Here is a 16018-nt window from a genome sequence, read left to right as displayed (position 1 = left end):
GGCGGCCGTGGCCGCGATCCAGCGGAATCTCACTGTGCTCTCTCCAACCCATGCCTGGAATGTGGTTCGCGCCCAGACAGCGGTCTCCCGGTGAGAGACGGATACCGCCCGGTAACTAGCTTTGCGGACCAGAGGGTTCCCTGTCGAGGGGCGCGAGCAGGCTTCTCAGTAACGATGCGAGCCGCGCCCGGTCCTCGTCGGGCATGGGTTCCAGGAGCGATTCCTCGTATCGGACGAGCGAGGCCAGGGCGGCGTCGATACGTTCGGTGCCCTGCTCCGTGAGGCGGACCAGCACACCGCGCTTGTCGGCGGGGTCGGGCCGACGGCGGACCAGGCCCGCGGCGGCCAGGCGGTCGACCCGGTTGGTCATGGTCCCGGAGGTCACCAGGGTGGCGCGGAGCAGGCGCCCGGGGCTGAGTTCGTAGGGCGGACCGGAGCGGCGCAGTTCGGCGAGGACGTCGAACTCCCACGGCTCCAGGGAGTGCTCGGTGAAGACGGTGCGCCGGGCGCGGTCCAGGTGGCGTGCGAGCCGGGAGACCCGGCTGAACACCTCCAGCGGCGTCACGTCCACGTCCGGGCGTTCGGCACGCCACGCCTCGATCAGCCCATCCACCTCATCGCGCATGGGAACAGCATATCTCTTGACATCAAGATAGTGGGGCCGGTAAGAGCTACCGGCCCCACAGGCGACGTCCGCGTCCGCGGGTCAGCCCGAGCGGCGTCCGCGCGTGTTCAGGCCCGGTTTGGGCTCCAGGCGCGCGAGTCCGTTCCAGGCCAGGTTGACCAGGTGCGCGGCGACCACCTCGCGTTTGGGCTTGCGCACCTCCAGCCACCACTGCCCGGTCAGGGCCCACATGCCCACCAGCGCCTGCGCGTACATGGGGGCGAGCACCGGGTCGTAACCGCGTTCGGCGAACTCGTCGACCATGATGTGCTCGACCTGGCTGGCGATGTCGTTGATCAGGCTGGCGAAACTGCCCGTGCCGGAGGCCACGTGCGAGTCCCGGGTCAGAATCCGGAAACCCACGGTGTTCTCCTCGACGTAGCGCAGTAGCGCCAGCGCCGCCCGCTCGATCTTGTCGCGCGCGTGGTCGGCGGTGAGGGCCTCGCCCATCATGTCCAGGAGGGTGCGCATCTCCCGGTCGACGACGACCGCGTAGATGCCCTCCTTACCGCCGAAGTGCTCGTAGACCACGGGCTTGGACACACCGGCCCGTGCGGCGATCTCCTCGACGGAGGTCGCGTCGAACCCACGCTCGGCGAACAGCTCCCGGCCGATCTCCACAAGCTGTTGCCGACGCTCCTTGCCCGTCATGCGCTTGCGGCGCACGCGGGTCCCCTGCTGGCTGTCGGCTGCTCCCATGATGGCTACTGATCCTAGAGGCTGACCCGCTTGGCGGCGAGTCGTTCCGGGTTCGGCCAGCGGACCTTGGTCGCCCAACCGAACCGCTCGAAGATCCAGATGATCCGGGCGGAGATGTCGATCTGCCCCTTGAGCACGCCGTGGCGGGCGCACGTGGGGTCGGCGTGGTGCAGGTTGTGCCACGACTCGCCGAAGGACGGGATGGCCAGCCACCACACGTTGCGGGAGCGGTCGCGGACCTCGAAGTTCTCCTCGCCGATGGTGTGGCAGATGGAGTTGATCGACCAGGTGACGTGGTGCAGCAGGGCGACGCGCACCAGGCTCGCCCAGAAGAAGGCGGTGACCGCGCCCCACCAGGACATGGTGACCAGACCGCCGATGACGGCCGGGGCGGCCAGCGAGAAGAGGACGATCGGGACGAAGAGCTTGTCGACGAGGACGACGTCCTTGTCCTTGAGCAGGTCGGGGGTGAAGCGGCGGGGCGAGGTCTTCTTCTCGTCCAGGTACATCCACGCCATGTGCGCGTAGTACAGCCCCTTGGCCACGGACTTCCAGTCGTCGCCGAAGCGCCAGGGGGAGTGCGGGTCGCCCTCGGCGTCCGCGTACTTGTGGTGGCGCCGGTGGTCGGCCACCCACTTGATGACGCTGCCCTCGATGGCCAGGCTGCCCGCGACCGCCAACGCGATGCGCAGGGGGCGCTTGGCCCGGAACGACCCGTGGGTGAAGTGCCGGTGGTAACCGACCGTGATCCCCAGACCGCTGACCACGTAGAAGACCGCGGCGATGGCGACGTCGACGAGGGACAGCCCCCAGCCCCAGAAGAACGGCACGGAGGCCAGCAGGGCGAGCAGCGGGATGAACACGAAGGCGAAGACGGTGTAGCGCTCGGCCTTGCCGCGCGGCTCCGGTTCGTACTCGGGGATCGCCTCGCGTTTGGGGGGCATGTCGATCGGTGCCTCGGGCGCTGCGGTCATGTCTCCACACCTCGTCAGGAAAACGTCGTGTCGAGGTCAGGGCGGCGTTCGCAGGGCACGGGGCACCCGGGCCGACGGCCCAACCTATTCCTACGTAACCGTAACCTACGAACCCGTAGGTTTGGCAAGCCCCCCGGCGGAGGCGCTATGTTGGTGCCGAGCGTCTGGGGGGCGAGGCCACGCCCAGTGCGTTCCCGGATGATGTAATCGGCAGCATGTGGGGTTTTGGTCCCCATCGTCCAGGTTCGAGCCCTGGTCCGGGAGCAGTCCATCCGAAGTCCGCCGAGGAGCCCGGGAGGCCCCGGGCGGTGGCGTGAACGGCGGCCCGGAACCCCTGGGCGGCGGCGCCCGCGCGCGAATCACGCAGCTCGCAGCGCCACACCCCCGTGAGGCGGCTGTGACGCGCATGTATCCTTCCCATGTCGGCCGCTGGATCATCCGACGGCCGCCCGTGCGGCACGCGGGTCGGGTCGCCGAGGGGTGAGCCGACAGTTCAACCGCCAGCTATTCACGAGGGGTCTCCTTCAGTGAGCGTGAGCCGCCCGGCTGCCGTCATCGTCCTCGCGGCGGGCGAGGGCACCCGAATGAAGTCCAAACTTCCCAAGGTCCTCCACGAGATCAGTGGCCGCAGCATGCTCGGACACGTGCTCGCCGCCGCCCGCGATCTCACCCCCGAGCACACCGTGGTCGTCGTCGGCCACGCGCGAGAGCGGGTCGCCGAGCACCTTGAGCAGGTCGCCCCCGAGGCGACCACCGCGGTCCAGCAGGAGCAGAACGGCACCGGACACGCCGTGCGCATGGCGGTCGAGGACCTCGCGGGACGGGACGTCACGCTCTCCGGAACGGTCGTCCTCACCTGCGGGGACACGCCCCTGCTGCGCGGATCGACCCTCGCCGAGCTGGTCGCCGCGCACGAGAAGGAGGGCAACGCCGTCACCGCGCTCTCCGCGCGCGTCCCCGACCCCCACGGGTACGGGCGCATCGTCCGTGACGCCGCCGGCGCGTTCACCGGGATCGTCGAGCACGCCGACGCCACCCCCGAGCAGCGCGGGATCGACGAGATCAACTCCGGCATGTACGCCTTCGACGGCGCCCTGCTGTCCACCGTCGTCCAGCGCCTGTCCACGGACAACGCCAAGGGTGAGGAGTACATCACCGACGCCGTCGCCCTGCTGCGCGGGGACGGCCACCGGGTCGGCGCCTGGACCGCGGGGGACTGGCACGAGGTCCAGGGCGTCAACGACCGGGTCCAACTGTCCGAGGCGCGCCGGATCCTCAACCGGCGTCTGGTCGAAGAGCACATGCGCTCCGGCGTGACCGTCGTCGACCCCGCCACCACCTGGCTCGACGTCCAGGTCCGGATCGGCCGCGACGCCGTCCTGGAACCGAACACGCGGCTGCGCGGCGCGACCGTCGTCGGTGAGGACGCCGTGGTCGGCCCCGGCGCGACGCTGACGGACACGGTCGTCGGCGAGGGCTCGGCGGTGCGTGAGACCACCGCCGACCAGGCCGAGATCGGCTCCGGGGCCAACGTCGGCCCCTACACCTACCTCCGGCCGGGCACCCGCCTGGCCGAGCGGACCAAGGTCGGCGCCTTCGTCGAGGTCAAGAACTCGACCGTCGGCACCGGCTCCAAGGTCCCGCACCTGACCTACGTCGGGGACGCCGACATCGGCGAGGGCAGCAACATCGGCTGCTCCACCGTGTTCGTCAACTACGACGGGGTCAACAAGTCCCGGAGCACCATCGGCGACCACGTGCGCATCGGCAGCGACAACACCATCGTCGCGCCCGTGAACGTGGGCGACGGCGCCTACTCCGGGGCCGGGGCCGTGGTTCGGGACGACGTTCCGCCGGGTGCGCTGGCGGTCTCCGAGGGGCACCGCCAGCGCAACGTCGAGGGGTGGACCCAGCGCAAGCGTCCGGGCACCGCCTCCGCGGAGGCCGCGGAGCGGGCCGAGCGGCGCAGAGCAGACAATTCCAACAAGCAGTGACTGTGGGGGAGAAGTACGTGAGCGGCATGAAGGCCACCGGGCAGAAACAGTTGATGCTCTTCTCGGGGCGGACCCACCCCGAACTGGCCCAGGAGGTCGCGAAGGAGCTGGGGATCGACGTGGTCCCCACCCGGTTCGACACCTTCGCCAACAGTGAGATCTTCGTCCGCTACCTCGAGTCCGTCCGTGGCTGTGACGCGTTCGTCCTCCAGTGCCACTCGGCTCCGGTCAACGAGTCGATCATGGAACAGCTGATCATGGTGGACGCGCTCAAGCGCGCGTCCGCCAAGCGGATCACCGTGGTCACGCCGTTCCTCGGGTACGCCCGCCAGGACAAGAAGCACCGGGGCCGCGAGCCCATCTCGGCCCGTCTGATGACGGACCTGTTCCGCACGGCGGNNCCGCACGGCGGGCCCCAACCGCATGATGGCGGTCGACCTGCACACCGACCAGATCCAGGGCTTCTTCGACGGCCCGGTGGACCACCTGTTCGCCCTGCCGATCCTGGCCGACTACGTGGGCGGCAAGATCGGGTCCAACGACATCACCGTGGTCTCGCCGGACGCGGGCCGCGTCCGTACCGCCGACCGCTGGGCCGACCGCCTCGGCGCGCCGCTGGCGATCATCCACAAGCGCCGCGACCCGGACGTCGCCAACCAGGTGAAGGTCCACGAGGTCGTCGGCCAGGTCGAAGGTCGCACGTGCGTGCTGGTCGACGACATGATCGACACCGGCGGCACCATCGTGAAGGCCTCCGAGGCCCTGTTCGAGAACGGCGCTGAGAAGGTCATCGTGGCCGCCACGCACGGTGTGCTGTCCGGCCCGGCGGCCGAGCGCCTCCAGAACTCGCGGATCTCCGAGGTGATCATCACCAACTCCCTGCCGGTCCCGCAGGAGCGCTCGTTCGACAAGCTCACCCAGCTGTCGATCGCGCCGCTGATCGCCCGCGCCATCAGCGAGGTGTTCACCGACGGCTCGGTGACGAGCCTGTTCGAATAGCCCACCCGTCGCCGGGGGAGCTTCGCCGCGGGTGCCACCACCCTCGACGGAGAGCCTCCGGCTCCGGTGGTCTTCCCTCTGCTGGTCTTCTTCGGCTCCCATGCTGGCGGGCGCCCGTGAATGCGGGGTGTCCGCCAGCGGGCCGTGTACGGAGTCGTCGGTGAAGCCAGTAGACTTGACCGAGTGTCCCCGTGCCCAGCGGAGCCCCTTCGGCTGCGCAGGATCGCGCGGGCAGGGGTGCGCGACGAGTGTTCCCGGGCCGGGCGGGTCCGGTGGCAGCTCGCCGGGCACGCCTGGAACCACGGCGGCCGTGTCCCCACGTGGGTGACCCCGCCGCTTTCCCCGCCCAGTGCGGGAATCGTCGTACTACTGGAGTCGTGTTCCCCGTACTGCGGGGTTGAACCCGAGGAGTTTTGTCGTGTCCGAGGTACGAATCGCTGCCGAGCCCCGCACGGAATTCGGCAAGGGCGCCGCTCGGCGCGCCCGCCGCGCGGGTAAGGTGCCGGCCGTCCTCTACGGCCACGGCACCGACCCCCGCCACCTCAACCTGCCGGGCCACGAGCTCATGCTCGCCCTGAAGACCCCCAACGTCCTGATCCGTCTCGACGGTCTCGACAAGGACAACCTCGCCCTCCCCAAGAGCGTCCAGCGCGACGCCATCAAGGGCTTCCTGGAGCACGTCGACCTGCTGGTCGTCGCCAAGGGCGAGAAGGTCCAGGTCGACATCCACGTCGAGCTGACCGGTGAGGTCAAGGCCCCGGGCGTGCTCAACCAGGAGCTCGTCGAGGTGACGGTCGAGGCCGAGGCCACCCACATCCCCGAGGGCGTCACCTTCGACGTCGAGGGGCTGGAGATCGGCGCCACGCCGACCGCCGCCGACCTCAAGCTGCCCGCGGGCACCACTCTGGTCACGGACCCCGAGTCCGTCCTGCTCACCGTCTCCGCCCCGCGGGTCGAGGAGGAGGCGGAGACCGCCGAGGCCGGGGAAGGCGCCGAGGAGGCCGCCGCCGAGTAGGGCGGTCCCCCACAGTCATCGCAGCGAACGCGCGGTTCCCATTCGGGGGCCGCGCGTTCGGCGTGCGGATAGGGTCGTGCACCATGGTGGACCTGTGGCGCATGCTGGGAATCAGGAAGAACGAGGACATGGCTGAGGCTGAGCGCTGGCTGGTCGTCGGGCTGGGCAACCCCGGCCCCAAGTACGCCGCGAACCGGCACAACGCCGGGTTCATGGTGGTGGACGCGCTGGCGTCCGCGAACAACGAGCGCTGGAAGGCGCACAAGGCGCATGCCGAGGTCGTGGAGACCCGGCTCGAGGGCGCCTCGGTGGTGCTGGCCAAGCCGCGGTCCTTCATGAACGTCTCCGGCGGGCCCGTCGCCGGGTTGGCGAAGTTCTACAAGGTGCCGCTCGAGCGCGTCATCGTCGTGCACGATGAGCTGGACATCGACTTCTGCGCGCTCAAGCTCAAGCGGGGTGGCGGATCGGGCGGGCACAACGGCCTGAAGTCGATCACGGCCTCCCTGTCCAGCCCCGACTACGTCCGGGTCCGTTTCGGAGTGGGCCGCCCGCCCGGCCGGATGGACGCCGCGGCCTACGTCCTGCGCGACTTCTCCTCCACCGAGCGCGGGGAACTCGACCTCAACGTCGAGCGCGCCGCCGACGCCGTCCGCACGGTCATCAAGGACGGCCTGGAGCGGGCGCAGAACATCTTCCACACGGCGGTCTGACCCCACCCCACCCGTCACCCACCACCCCCACCCCAGCGGACGGCTTTCGGCCGCGGCGCCTCCCACGTACGGACGCCTGCGGCGGGGTGCCTCCCATCAGTGGGTCGTCACCCAACGCTTCTGGTTTCGGTCTCGGCGAAGACACGTTTTTGGGACGACCAGGACTAGCTTCACCAACAAGCCGACACGAGACGCGACTTCTCCACTACTTTTGGTTACTGTTCGGGTCGTCAGTCCTTGTTCGCTACCCGACTCCACGCCCCGCTCCCACCCTTCCGCATGGGCCCTGAAGCGCCAGGTGTGGTTACTCATGGTGAGGTTTTCGGAACACGTAGTGTCCTTGGGGGGAAGTGTGGCCACAACCAGCGGGGTGGAGACCGCTCAGAACCGGAGCGCTCGACCGATCGGCGCGGAGGGGCTCGACACCGAGGCGCGAGGCCGGTCGTGGACCCGTCCGTACGTGGCGGGACTGGTGGCGCTCGACCTGATCGCCGCCGCCGTGTCGGCCTTCGGCGGAACCGTCGTCCGGTTCCAGGACTCCGTGTGGGCGCCGGAGGCCGTCCCCTACCTCCAACTCTCCCTGCTGCTTCCGGTGGTCTGGGTCGTCTTCGTCTGGCTGGGTGGCGCCTACGAGCGGCGCTTCCTCGGGGTCGGAACCGAGGAGTACCGCCGGGTCGCCGTCGCCGGGGTGTTCCTGGCGGCCTCGCTCGCGATCAGCGCCTACGCCGTCGCCTTCGACCTCTCGCGCTGGTACGCCCTCGCCGTCCCTCCGCTCATCGTCACGGCGAGCCTGGCCCTGCACTACGCCCGCCGCAAGGCCCTGCACCGGCGCCGCCGGTCCGGCCGGTGCATGAGCGGGGTGGTGGTCGTCGGCTACCGGTGCGCCGCCCGCGACCTCATCCGCCGCTTCCGCGGGGAGATCTACCACGGCATGCGGGTCGTGGGTGTGTGCCTGCCCTCCGGGGAGGTCGCCTCCCACGGGCGCGGCCCCGACACCGTGGAGGGGTGTCCCGTCCTGGGTTCCTTCGAGGAGGCCGCGGACGCCGCCAGCCTCGTCGGCGCCGACACCGTGGCCGTGCTGGCCTGCCCCGAGATGGACGGCGTCGAACTGCGGCGGCTGGCGTGGGCGCTGGAGAAGACCGGGACCGACCTCATCGTCGCCTCCGCGCTCATGGAAGTCGCCGGACCGCGCACCTCCATCCGCCCGGTCGCCGGGCTCCCCCTCCTGCACGTGGAGCACCCCGAACTCGAGGGAGGACGGCGTCTGCTCAAGGGCGCCTTCGACCGTTGCGCCGCGGCCCTCGCGCTGGCCCTCCTCTCGCCGCTGTTCCTGGTGCTGACCGTGCTCATCCGGTCCGAGGGCGGTGGTCCCGCCCTGTTCGTCCAGACGCGTGTCGGCAGGGGTGGCGACGAGTTCACCGTGTACAAGTTTCGTACCATGGTGGTCGGGGCCGACGCGCTGAAGGAGATGCTCAGGCCCCGCAACGAGCACGACGGGGTGCTGTTCAAGATGCGTCGCGACCCCAGGGTGACGTCCGTGGGGGCATGGCTGCGCCGGTACTCGCTCGACGAGCTTCCCCAGCTCGTCAACGTGGTCCGGGGGGAGATGTCGCTTGTCGGCCCCAGGCCGCCGTTGCCGGAGGAGGTCGCCCAGTACGGGCACGACGTCCGACGCCGACTCGTGGTCAAGCCGGGTATGACGGGCCTGTGGCAGGTCAGCGGCCGTTCCGATCTCTCCTGGGAGGAATCGGTCCGCCTGGACCTGAGGTACGTGGAAAACTGGTCGCTGACGTTGGACATCCAGATCCTGTGGAAGACGTGGTCAGCGGTGATCCGTGGGGCGGGAGCTTACTAGCCGGTGAAGAGCATCAGAAACGATCATGAGGTGGCCCGGGACCTGGCGACCGAGGCGGGCCAGCTCCTGCTGCGCCTGCGGGCCCGGCACGGGTTCGCCGAGCCCGACGTGCTGCGAACCCTGGGGGACAGGACCTCCCACGAGTTCCTCTTCTCCGCCCTCGGGCGGCTGCGTCCCAGCGACGCGGTGCTCTCCGAGGAGGGCGCGGACGATCTGTCGCGGCTACGCGCGCGGCGTGTGTGGATCATCGACCCGCTCGACGGAACCCGGGAGTTCGCCGAGGCGGGCCGTACCGACTGGGCCGTGCACGTGGCGCTGTGGGAGAACGGTGACCTCGTCGCGGGCGCCGTCGCCCTCCCGGCCCAGGGCAGCACCGTATCCACGGTCGACCCGCCGTGGCTGCCGGACGAGCGCCCCGGGGACCAGCGCCTGCGCATCACCGCGAGCCGGTCGCGCCCGCCCGCGTTCGTGCAGCGCATGGCCAACCAGCTCGGCGCCGAGGTGATCCCCATGGGCTCGGCCGGGGCGAAGATCTGCGCGGTCATGCTCGGCATCGCCGACATCTACGTGCACGCGGGCGGCCAGTACGAGTGGGACAGCGCCGCGCCCGTCGCGGTCGCGCGCGCCGCCGGTCTGCACACCTCACGGATCGACGGCGCGCCGTTGCGCTACAACGTGTCCGATCCGCTACTCCCCGATGTCCTTGTATGTCGATCGGAATTGTCGGGTATGTTGTTGGCAAGCATCCGCGACGGTGCGGACCTGGACAGCGCGGGGCCGCACGCGGGGGGCTGACCGAAGAGGCCCTCCGCCGTCGGCCGTGTCGGTATCACAAAGGCGGATTCATGGGTCAGTCCAGTCAGCAGGCGCCCGGGCGCTACCAGCTCTCCCAGCTCGACGTGCTGGAGGCCGAGGCGATCTTCATCATGCGCGAGGTGGCCGCGGAGTTCGAGCGGCCGGTGCTGCTCTTCTCCGGCGGCAAGGACTCCATCGTCATGCTCCGGCTCGCTGAGAAGGCCTTCTGGCCCGGCGCCATCCCCTTCCCCGTGATGCACGTGGACACCGGCCACAACTTCGACGAGGTGATCGAGTTCCGCGACCGCCGCGTCGCCGAGGCGGGCGTCCGGCTGGTCGTGGCCTCCGTCCAGGAACAGATCGACGCGGGCAAGGTCAGCGAGCCGACCGGCCGCTGGGCCAGCCGCAACCGACTCCAGACCTCCGCGCTGCTGGAGGCCATCGAGGACAACGGCTTCGACGCGGCCTTCGGCGGCGCCCGTCGCGACGAGGAGAAGGCCCGGGCCAAGGAGCGGGTCTTCTCCTTCCGCGACGAGTTCGGGCAGTGGGACCCCAAGAACCAGCGCCCCGAGCTGTGGAGCGTGTTCAACACCCGCATCGAGCGCGGTGAGCACATCCGCGTGTTCCCGATCTCCAACTGGACCGAGTTGGACGTGTGGAGCTACATCAAGCGCGAGAAGCTGGAGCTGCCCTCCATCTACTTCGCGCACGAGCGCCGGGTCTTCGAGCGCGACGGCATCCTGTTGGCCGACTCGCCCATCATCCAGCGCGACGAGACCGAGACGGTCTTCACCGAGACCGTGCGCTACCGCACCGTCGGCGACCTGACCTGCACTGGCGCGGTCAAGTCCACGGCTGTGGAGCTGGACGACATCATCACCGAGATCGCCGCGACCCGGATCACCGAGCGCGGACAGACCCGGGCCGACGACCGCGCCAGCGAGGCCGCCATGGAGGACCGCAAGCGCGAGGGCTACTTCTAGGCGTCCACGGCGGACACACACCCCGCCGCGCGACGGGCGGCGTCCACCGCACACGCCCCGGCCCCGGCCTCAAGCTCCCACCACTTCGACCCTGGACCAGGCAAGCATGAGCAATGACATCCTGCGGTTCGCCACGGCGGGCTCCGTCGACGACGGTAAGAGCACCCTGATCGGCCGACTGCTGTACGACTCCAAGTCGATCTTCGAGGACCAGCTCGACGCGGTCGAGCGCACCAGCGCCGCCCGCGGCGAGGAGCAGACCAACCTGGCGCTGCTCACCGACGGTCTGCGCGCGGAGCGGGAACAGGGCATCACCATCGACGTGGCCTACCGCTACTTCGCCACACCCAAGCGCACCTTCATCATCGCGGACACCCCGGGCCACATCCAGTACACCCGGAACATGGTCACGGGCGCCTCCACCGCGGACCTGGCGATCATCCTCGTGGACGCCCGCAAGGGCCTCCAGGAGCAGAGCCGCCGCCACGCCTTCCTCACCTCCCTGCTCCAGGTCCCGCACCTGGTGCTGGCGGTGAACAAGATGGACCTGGTGGACTACTCCCAGGAGCGCTTCGAGCAGATCAAGGCGGAGTTCGCCGACTTCGCCAGCAAGCTCGACGTGTGCGACCTCACCTTCGTGCCGCTGTCGGCGCTGCACGGCGACAACGTGGTGAGCCGTTCGGAGAACATGCCGTGGTACAGCGGGCCCTCCCTGCTGCACCACCTGGAGAACGTGCACATCGCCTCGGACCGCAACCTGATCGACGCGCGCTTCCCGGTGCAGTACGTCATCCGACCGCACAAGTCCGACGACCCCGACCTGCACGACTACCGGGGCTACGCGGGCCAGCTCGCGGGCGGTGTGCTCAAGCCGGGTGACGAGGTCACCCACCTGCCCTCCGGGCTGAGCACCCGTGTGTCGAGGATCATGACCGCCGACGGCGAGGTGGCCGAGGCCTACTCGCCGATGTCGGTGACCCTCCTGCTGGAGGACGAGATCGACATCTCCCGCGGCGACATGATCTGCCGGCCCAACAACACGCCCAGCGTGTCGCAGGACATCGAGGCGATGGTGTGCTGGATGACGGACGCGCGCAAGCTCACACCGCGCTCCAAGCTCATCGTCAAGCACACGACGCGCACCGCGAAGGTCCTGGTCAAGGATCTGCGCTACCGGCTGGACGTGAACACGCTGCACCGGGACGAGGACGCCGACCACCTGGCGCTGAACGAGATCGGCCGGGTGCGGCTGCGCTCCACCCAGCCCCTGTTCGTGGACGAGTACGCCAAGAACCGCCAGACGGGCGGGTTCATCCTCGTCGACGAGGCCACCAACGCCACGGTCGGCGCCGGGATGGTCGTCAAGGCGGACTAGGGCGCCGCTCTCGGAAACGGGAGCGGCACGGGGTCGCCCCCGTGCCGCTCCCGTTTCCGCTCGTGGACGCGGACCGGACACAGTGCGCTTCGCGTACTCACAGCGGTCACAATGACCACAAGGTTTACATTTGCCAACATATGGGTCATCCTTGGGGCATCAGTGCAGGTGAGACCGGTGCCACCGGCTCGGATGGCGTGTGACACGCCCGACCGGGGATCGGCACCGAGTCCGGTTCGAAGGAACGGCGTGATGCCCTCCACCGCAAAGGTCGACCCGTCCCCCCTCCCCGCGGCGGGGGAGTCCGACACGCGTGCTCTGGACACGCCCGCCGTGGCCGGTGAGACCCACCGCCTCCCGGGTGTCCTGGCCAGCGCGTGCAGCGCCCGTCGTGTGGTGGAGCAGTTCCTGTTCCGTCTCGGCCGCACCGAGCTCGTCGAGTCGGCGACCCTCGTCGCCAGCGAACTCGTGACGAACGCCGTCACGCACGGCCGTCCCCCCGTGCACCTGGACCTGGCCTGGTCGACCGGCGTCCGTCCCGCCCTGCGCCTCGACGTCCACGACCACGGGCGCATCGCCCTCCACGCCGTGGACCGCCACAGCGACGAGGAGGCCGAGTGCGGGCGCGGACTCCTCGTCGTCGACCACCTGGCCGCCCGCTGGGGCCTGACCCCGCACCGCGTCCACGGCACCCACGCCTGGGCGGAGATCGTCGCCACGGGGTGACCCCCGCCCTCCGCGCGCGACCTCCGAATGTCACTTTTCGGCCACGCGCCGTGACTCCAGGTCATACCCTGGACGGGTGGATGGCTATCGTCTGGTGTTCGTCGGTGGGATGGGGCGCTCCGGGTCGACCCTGATCGAGCGGCTCCTCGGTGAGCTACCCGGGTTCTGCTCGGTCGGGGAGGCCGTGCACCTGTGGCGGCGCGGGCTCCTGGAGAACGAGCGCTGCGGGTGCGGTCGCCCGTTCTCCGACTGCGGATTCTGGTCGGACGTCGGCAAGGAGGCCTTCGGCGGCTGGGACCGCCTGGACGCGCGCGGCGTGCTGCGGCTCAAGGACGGCGTCGACCGCACGCGCTTCCTGCCCATGCTGCTCAACGGGTCCGGCGGGGGCGTCCTCGGTGCGCGCAACGAGCGCTACACCGATCTCTACCACCGCCTGTACACGGCGGTGTCGCTGGTCAGCGGTGCGCACGTGGTCGTGGACGCCAGCAAGCACGCCTCGCTCGCCGCGTGCCTGCGCTGGCGGTTCGGAGCCCGGATGCGGCTGCTCCACGTGGTCCGCGACCCCCGGGCGGTCGCGCACTCCTGGGGCAAGCGCGTGCCGCGCCCGGACGCCTCCCCGGACAGTAGCGAGCCGGAGATGGCGCGCTACTCGGCCGGCCGGGCGGCCGTGCAGTGGGTGACCCAGAACACGACCCTCGACGCCCTCGCCCGCCGCGGCACCCCGACCCTGCGGGTGCGCTACGAGGACTTCGTCGCGGATCCGGTCGCCGAGTTCGCCCGCATCGCCGAGTTCGCCGGGTACACGGGCGTGCCGCCGGTGGTGGGGGAGGCCGTCCCGCTGGCGCGGACGCACGCGCTCTCGGGCAATCCGATGCGCTTCTCGCAGGGGCCGGTCGGGGTGCGCCCCGACCATGGCTGGCGGGACTCCCTGGCGCCGTGGCGCCGGGGGCTGGTCTCGGCGATGACCGCGCCCGCGCGGGGGCGTTATGGCTACTGACGTGGGGTTCGTCGGGGCGGAGGGCGCTGGCGGGGTTGCTTCGTGCCCAAATTATAACGTAAAGTCATTAGCTATGAACTCTGTGTAGTTCTGGCTCTGGGGGCGCTGACGTGAACAGGGGACCGACACGAGGACTGGCCGTGGTGGGCGCGATGCTCACCGCACTGACACTGGCGGGGCCGGGCTCCACCGCCGAGGGGCGCGTGGAACCGCTCGACGACCACTCTCCACCCACCGACCACCCACTGCCCGTCGATCGGACCGGGGCGCACACCGCCGCCCTGCTCGGCCTGCCCGCGCCGGCCGAGTTCGAGTGCGGGGTCTCCGAGATCCTCGAACCCTCCTGTGGGGTGTGGTGGGGCGCCAGCCCCTACGGCGACCGGATCGACTCCCTGGAGTCCGCCGTCGACCGCGACATGGACCTCGTCTACACCTGGCGCGGCATCGACCAGGCGGACGTGCCGGGGGAGCGCGAGAGGCGGATGATCGCCGAGGGCCGGTTCGTGCACACCAACATCGAGGCGCGCCGTTTCGAGCGCTCCGGGCACCCCGACATCGCCTACGAGGACATCCTCGACGGTGGGTTCGACTCCTCGCTGCGCTCCCAGGCGCGCACGATCGCGGAGTTCGACGTGCCCTACTTCGTCACCTTCGACCACGAGGCCGACGCCAACAAGCGCTACCGGAAGCGCGGTACCCCGGACGAGTTCGTGCGCTCCTGGCGGCACGTGGTCGACCTCTACCGCGAGGAGGGCGCCGACAACGTCATCTGGGTGTGGAACGTGACCGGCTGGCGCGACAACCTCGACCGTCTCCCCGGCCTGTGGCCGGGCAACGACTACGTCGACTGGATCAGCTTCGAGGCCTACAACATGACCGGCTGCGACCTCATGCCGCACTGGGACGGCGTGCACTCCTTCGAGGACGCCCTGCGACCCGCCTACGAGTGGATCCAGGAGCAGGGGCCCGAACACGGCATCGACCCCGGCAAACCGATCATGATCGGCGAGATGGGCACCACCGACATCGGCCCCCGCGAGACCCTGCGCTGGTACGCCGACATCCCCGACGTCCTGCGCAGGTACGAGCGGGTGCGCGCGGTCAAGGTCTGGGACAACCGGGTCTCCGGGTGCGACTTCCGGATCAACGCCAACGAGTACGCGCGGCGCGGCTTCGAACTGGCCGGGCGGGACCCCTACGTGAACCTCCCGGACCGGGTCCGCCGGATGGCCGCCTACGCCCAGAGCAGGGACTGAGCGCCGACGGGGACGAAAACCCGCTGACACGGGCGGCGCCGGTCCCTAGGGTCGCGGCATGGAACAGAACCTGCTGAACGTGGTCGACGTCGAGGCGACCTGTTGGAGGGGCGCGCCGCCACCGGGCCAGGCCAACGAGATCATCGAGGTCGGACTGACCGTCGTCGACCTGGACGCGCGTCGGCGTGTGGCCAGGCACGGCCTGCTCGTACGCCCCCGAAGGTCCGAGGTCAGCGCGTTCTGCACCGAGCTGACCACGCTCACCCAGGCCGAGGTGGACACCGGCGTGGACTTCGCCGAGGCGTGCCGGTGGCTGGTGGAGGAACACGGGGCCAAGGAACGCCCGTGGGCCAGTTGGGGCGGCTACGACCGGAACCAGTTCGTCCACCAGTGCCGGGTCACCGGAACGGAGTACCCGTTCGGGAGCCGCCACACGAATGCCAAGCGGGAGTTCGGCGCGTTCCACGGCATCCGGAAGAAGGCTCCGGGGATGGCCCGTGCCCTGAGCATGGCCGACCTGCCTCTGGAGGGGCGCCACCACCGGGGCGAGGACGACGCCTGGAACATCGCCGCGCTGGTGCTGTTCCTCGTGGAACGCGACGCGTGGCCCCGGCCCGGCCCCGGGGAGTGAACCGCCGGGACCGCTCGCGCCCGGACCTCGGACCCCCTCGTCCTAGACCCCCTTGCCCCGCAGGTGGAGCGCGCGCAGCACCCACCCGGCGGGGACCCCGCACACGACGAGCAGGGCGACCAGGGCGCGGCCCTCGGTGAGCCGGTGCCTCAGGGTGGTCCGGATCCAGCGCAGCGCCTCACCGCGCCGTCCGGCCGCCGCCTCCGCGAAGGCGATCTGACCCGCCACCCGCGCGTAGCCACGCGGCACGAGGACGAACTCGGGATAGCGCTCCAGCAGCCAGCGCAGCGCCGTGGAGATGGTCCGCCACCGCCCGGCGAAGTGCGACTTGCGGTGCCACAGGAC

The 16018-nt window shown here is 70.1% G+C and carries 14 protein-coding genes and 2 pseudogenes (1 of these 16 running past the window's edge); 12 read left to right on the top strand and 4 right to left on the bottom strand.

Going from position 1 to position 16018, the window contains the following annotated elements:
- Positions 1 to 115 precede the first annotated feature (115 nt).
- From D471_RS0102075 to D471_RS0102065, 3 genes are all read right to left on the bottom strand, one after another.
- Entirely contained in the window at positions 116 to 625 is a 510-nt protein-coding gene (locus D471_RS0102075) for a MarR family winged helix-turn-helix transcriptional regulator (RefSeq protein WP_017597091.1), read from the bottom strand.
- Between the two features lie 81 nt (positions 626 to 706).
- Positions 707 to 1363 carry a TetR/AcrR family transcriptional regulator gene (locus tag D471_RS0102070; protein ID WP_193789733.1) on the bottom strand — a complete coding sequence of 219 codons (657 nt, stop codon included), beginning with the start codon at positions 1361 to 1363 and terminating at the stop codon, positions 707 to 709.
- 14 nt (positions 1364 to 1377) lie between these two features.
- Positions 1378 to 2337: an acyl-CoA desaturase gene (locus D471_RS0102065; RefSeq protein WP_017597089.1), complete on the bottom strand. Its 960-nt coding sequence runs from the start codon at positions 2335 to 2337 to the stop codon at positions 1378 to 1380.
- A gap of 527 nt (positions 2338 to 2864) precedes the next feature.
- Between D471_RS0102065 and glmU the strand changes: the two genes are divergently transcribed.
- The 12 genes and pseudogenes from glmU (at position 2865) to D471_RS0102005 (ending at position 15673) form a co-directional block, all read left to right on the top strand.
- Entirely contained in the window at positions 2865 to 4331 is a 1467-nt protein-coding gene (gene glmU, locus D471_RS0102060) for a bifunctional UDP-N-acetylglucosamine diphosphorylase/glucosamine-1-phosphate N-acetyltransferase GlmU (RefSeq protein ID WP_017597088.1), read from the top strand.
- A gap of 17 nt (positions 4332 to 4348) precedes the next feature.
- Positions 4349 to 5330 (top strand): annotated as a pseudogene (locus tag D471_RS32630) (ribose-phosphate diphosphokinase).
- 418 nt (positions 5331 to 5748) lie between these two features.
- Positions 5749 to 6345, top strand: coding sequence for a 50S ribosomal protein L25/general stress protein Ctc (locus D471_RS0102050; protein WP_017597085.1), 597 nt, complete (start codon positions 5749 to 5751; stop codon positions 6343 to 6345).
- A gap of 83 nt (positions 6346 to 6428) precedes the next feature.
- Positions 6429 to 7055, top strand: a complete 627-nt coding sequence (gene pth / locus D471_RS0102045; protein WP_017597084.1) for an aminoacyl-tRNA hydrolase — start codon at positions 6429 to 6431, stop codon at positions 7053 to 7055.
- A gap of 403 nt (positions 7056 to 7458) precedes the next feature.
- The gene (locus tag D471_RS0102040) at positions 7459 to 8910 is read left to right on the top strand and encodes a sugar transferase (protein ID WP_152486193.1); all 1452 of its coding nucleotides are present in this window, start codon (positions 7459 to 7461) and stop codon (positions 8908 to 8910) included.
- 3 nt (positions 8911 to 8913) lie between these two features.
- Positions 8914 to 9705, top strand: coding sequence for a 3'(2'),5'-bisphosphate nucleotidase CysQ (locus D471_RS0102035; RefSeq protein WP_026127322.1), 792 nt, complete (start codon positions 8914 to 8916; stop codon positions 9703 to 9705).
- Between the two features lie 50 nt (positions 9706 to 9755).
- On the top strand, positions 9756 to 10688 hold the full coding sequence (cysD, locus tag D471_RS0102030) for a sulfate adenylyltransferase subunit CysD (protein WP_017597081.1): 933 nt from the start codon (positions 9756 to 9758) through the stop codon (positions 10686 to 10688).
- Between the two features lie 106 nt (positions 10689 to 10794).
- A complete protein-coding gene (gene cysN, locus D471_RS0102025) occupies positions 10795 to 12063 on the top strand; it encodes a sulfate adenylyltransferase subunit CysN (protein WP_017597080.1) in 1269 nt (422 codons plus the stop codon).
- A 252-nt stretch (positions 12064 to 12315) separates the two neighbouring features.
- Positions 12316 to 12789 (top strand): ATP-binding protein, encoded by a 474-nt coding sequence (locus D471_RS32625; RefSeq protein WP_017597079.1) that lies wholly within the window; start codon positions 12316 to 12318, stop codon positions 12787 to 12789.
- Between the two features lie 109 nt (positions 12790 to 12898).
- Complete coding sequence (locus D471_RS0102015) at positions 12899 to 13786, top strand: sulfotransferase (protein WP_040687935.1); 888 nt, start codon at positions 12899 to 12901, stop codon at positions 13784 to 13786.
- Positions 13787 to 13938: 152 nt separating this feature from the next.
- A complete protein-coding gene (locus tag D471_RS0102010) occupies positions 13939 to 15042 on the top strand; it encodes a glycoside hydrolase family 26 protein (RefSeq protein ID WP_051059094.1) in 1104 nt (367 codons plus the stop codon).
- 58 nt (positions 15043 to 15100) lie between these two features.
- Positions 15101 to 15673 (top strand): 3'-5' exonuclease, encoded by a 573-nt coding sequence (locus D471_RS0102005; protein ID WP_017597076.1) that lies wholly within the window; start codon positions 15101 to 15103, stop codon positions 15671 to 15673.
- Positions 15674 to 15715: 42 nt separating this feature from the next.
- On the opposite strand, the pseudogene D471_RS32620 reads toward D471_RS0102005, so the two are convergent.
- A pseudogene (locus D471_RS32620) lies at positions 15716 to 16018 on the bottom strand (glycosyltransferase) (it continues 1169 nt past the right edge of the window).

The sequence above is a fragment of the Nocardiopsis lucentensis DSM 44048 genome (assembly GCF_000341125.1).
Classification (GTDB): Bacteria; Actinomycetota; Actinomycetes; order Streptosporangiales; family Streptosporangiaceae; genus Nocardiopsis; species Nocardiopsis lucentensis.
This window is presented reverse-complemented; position numbering and strand designations above follow the sequence as displayed.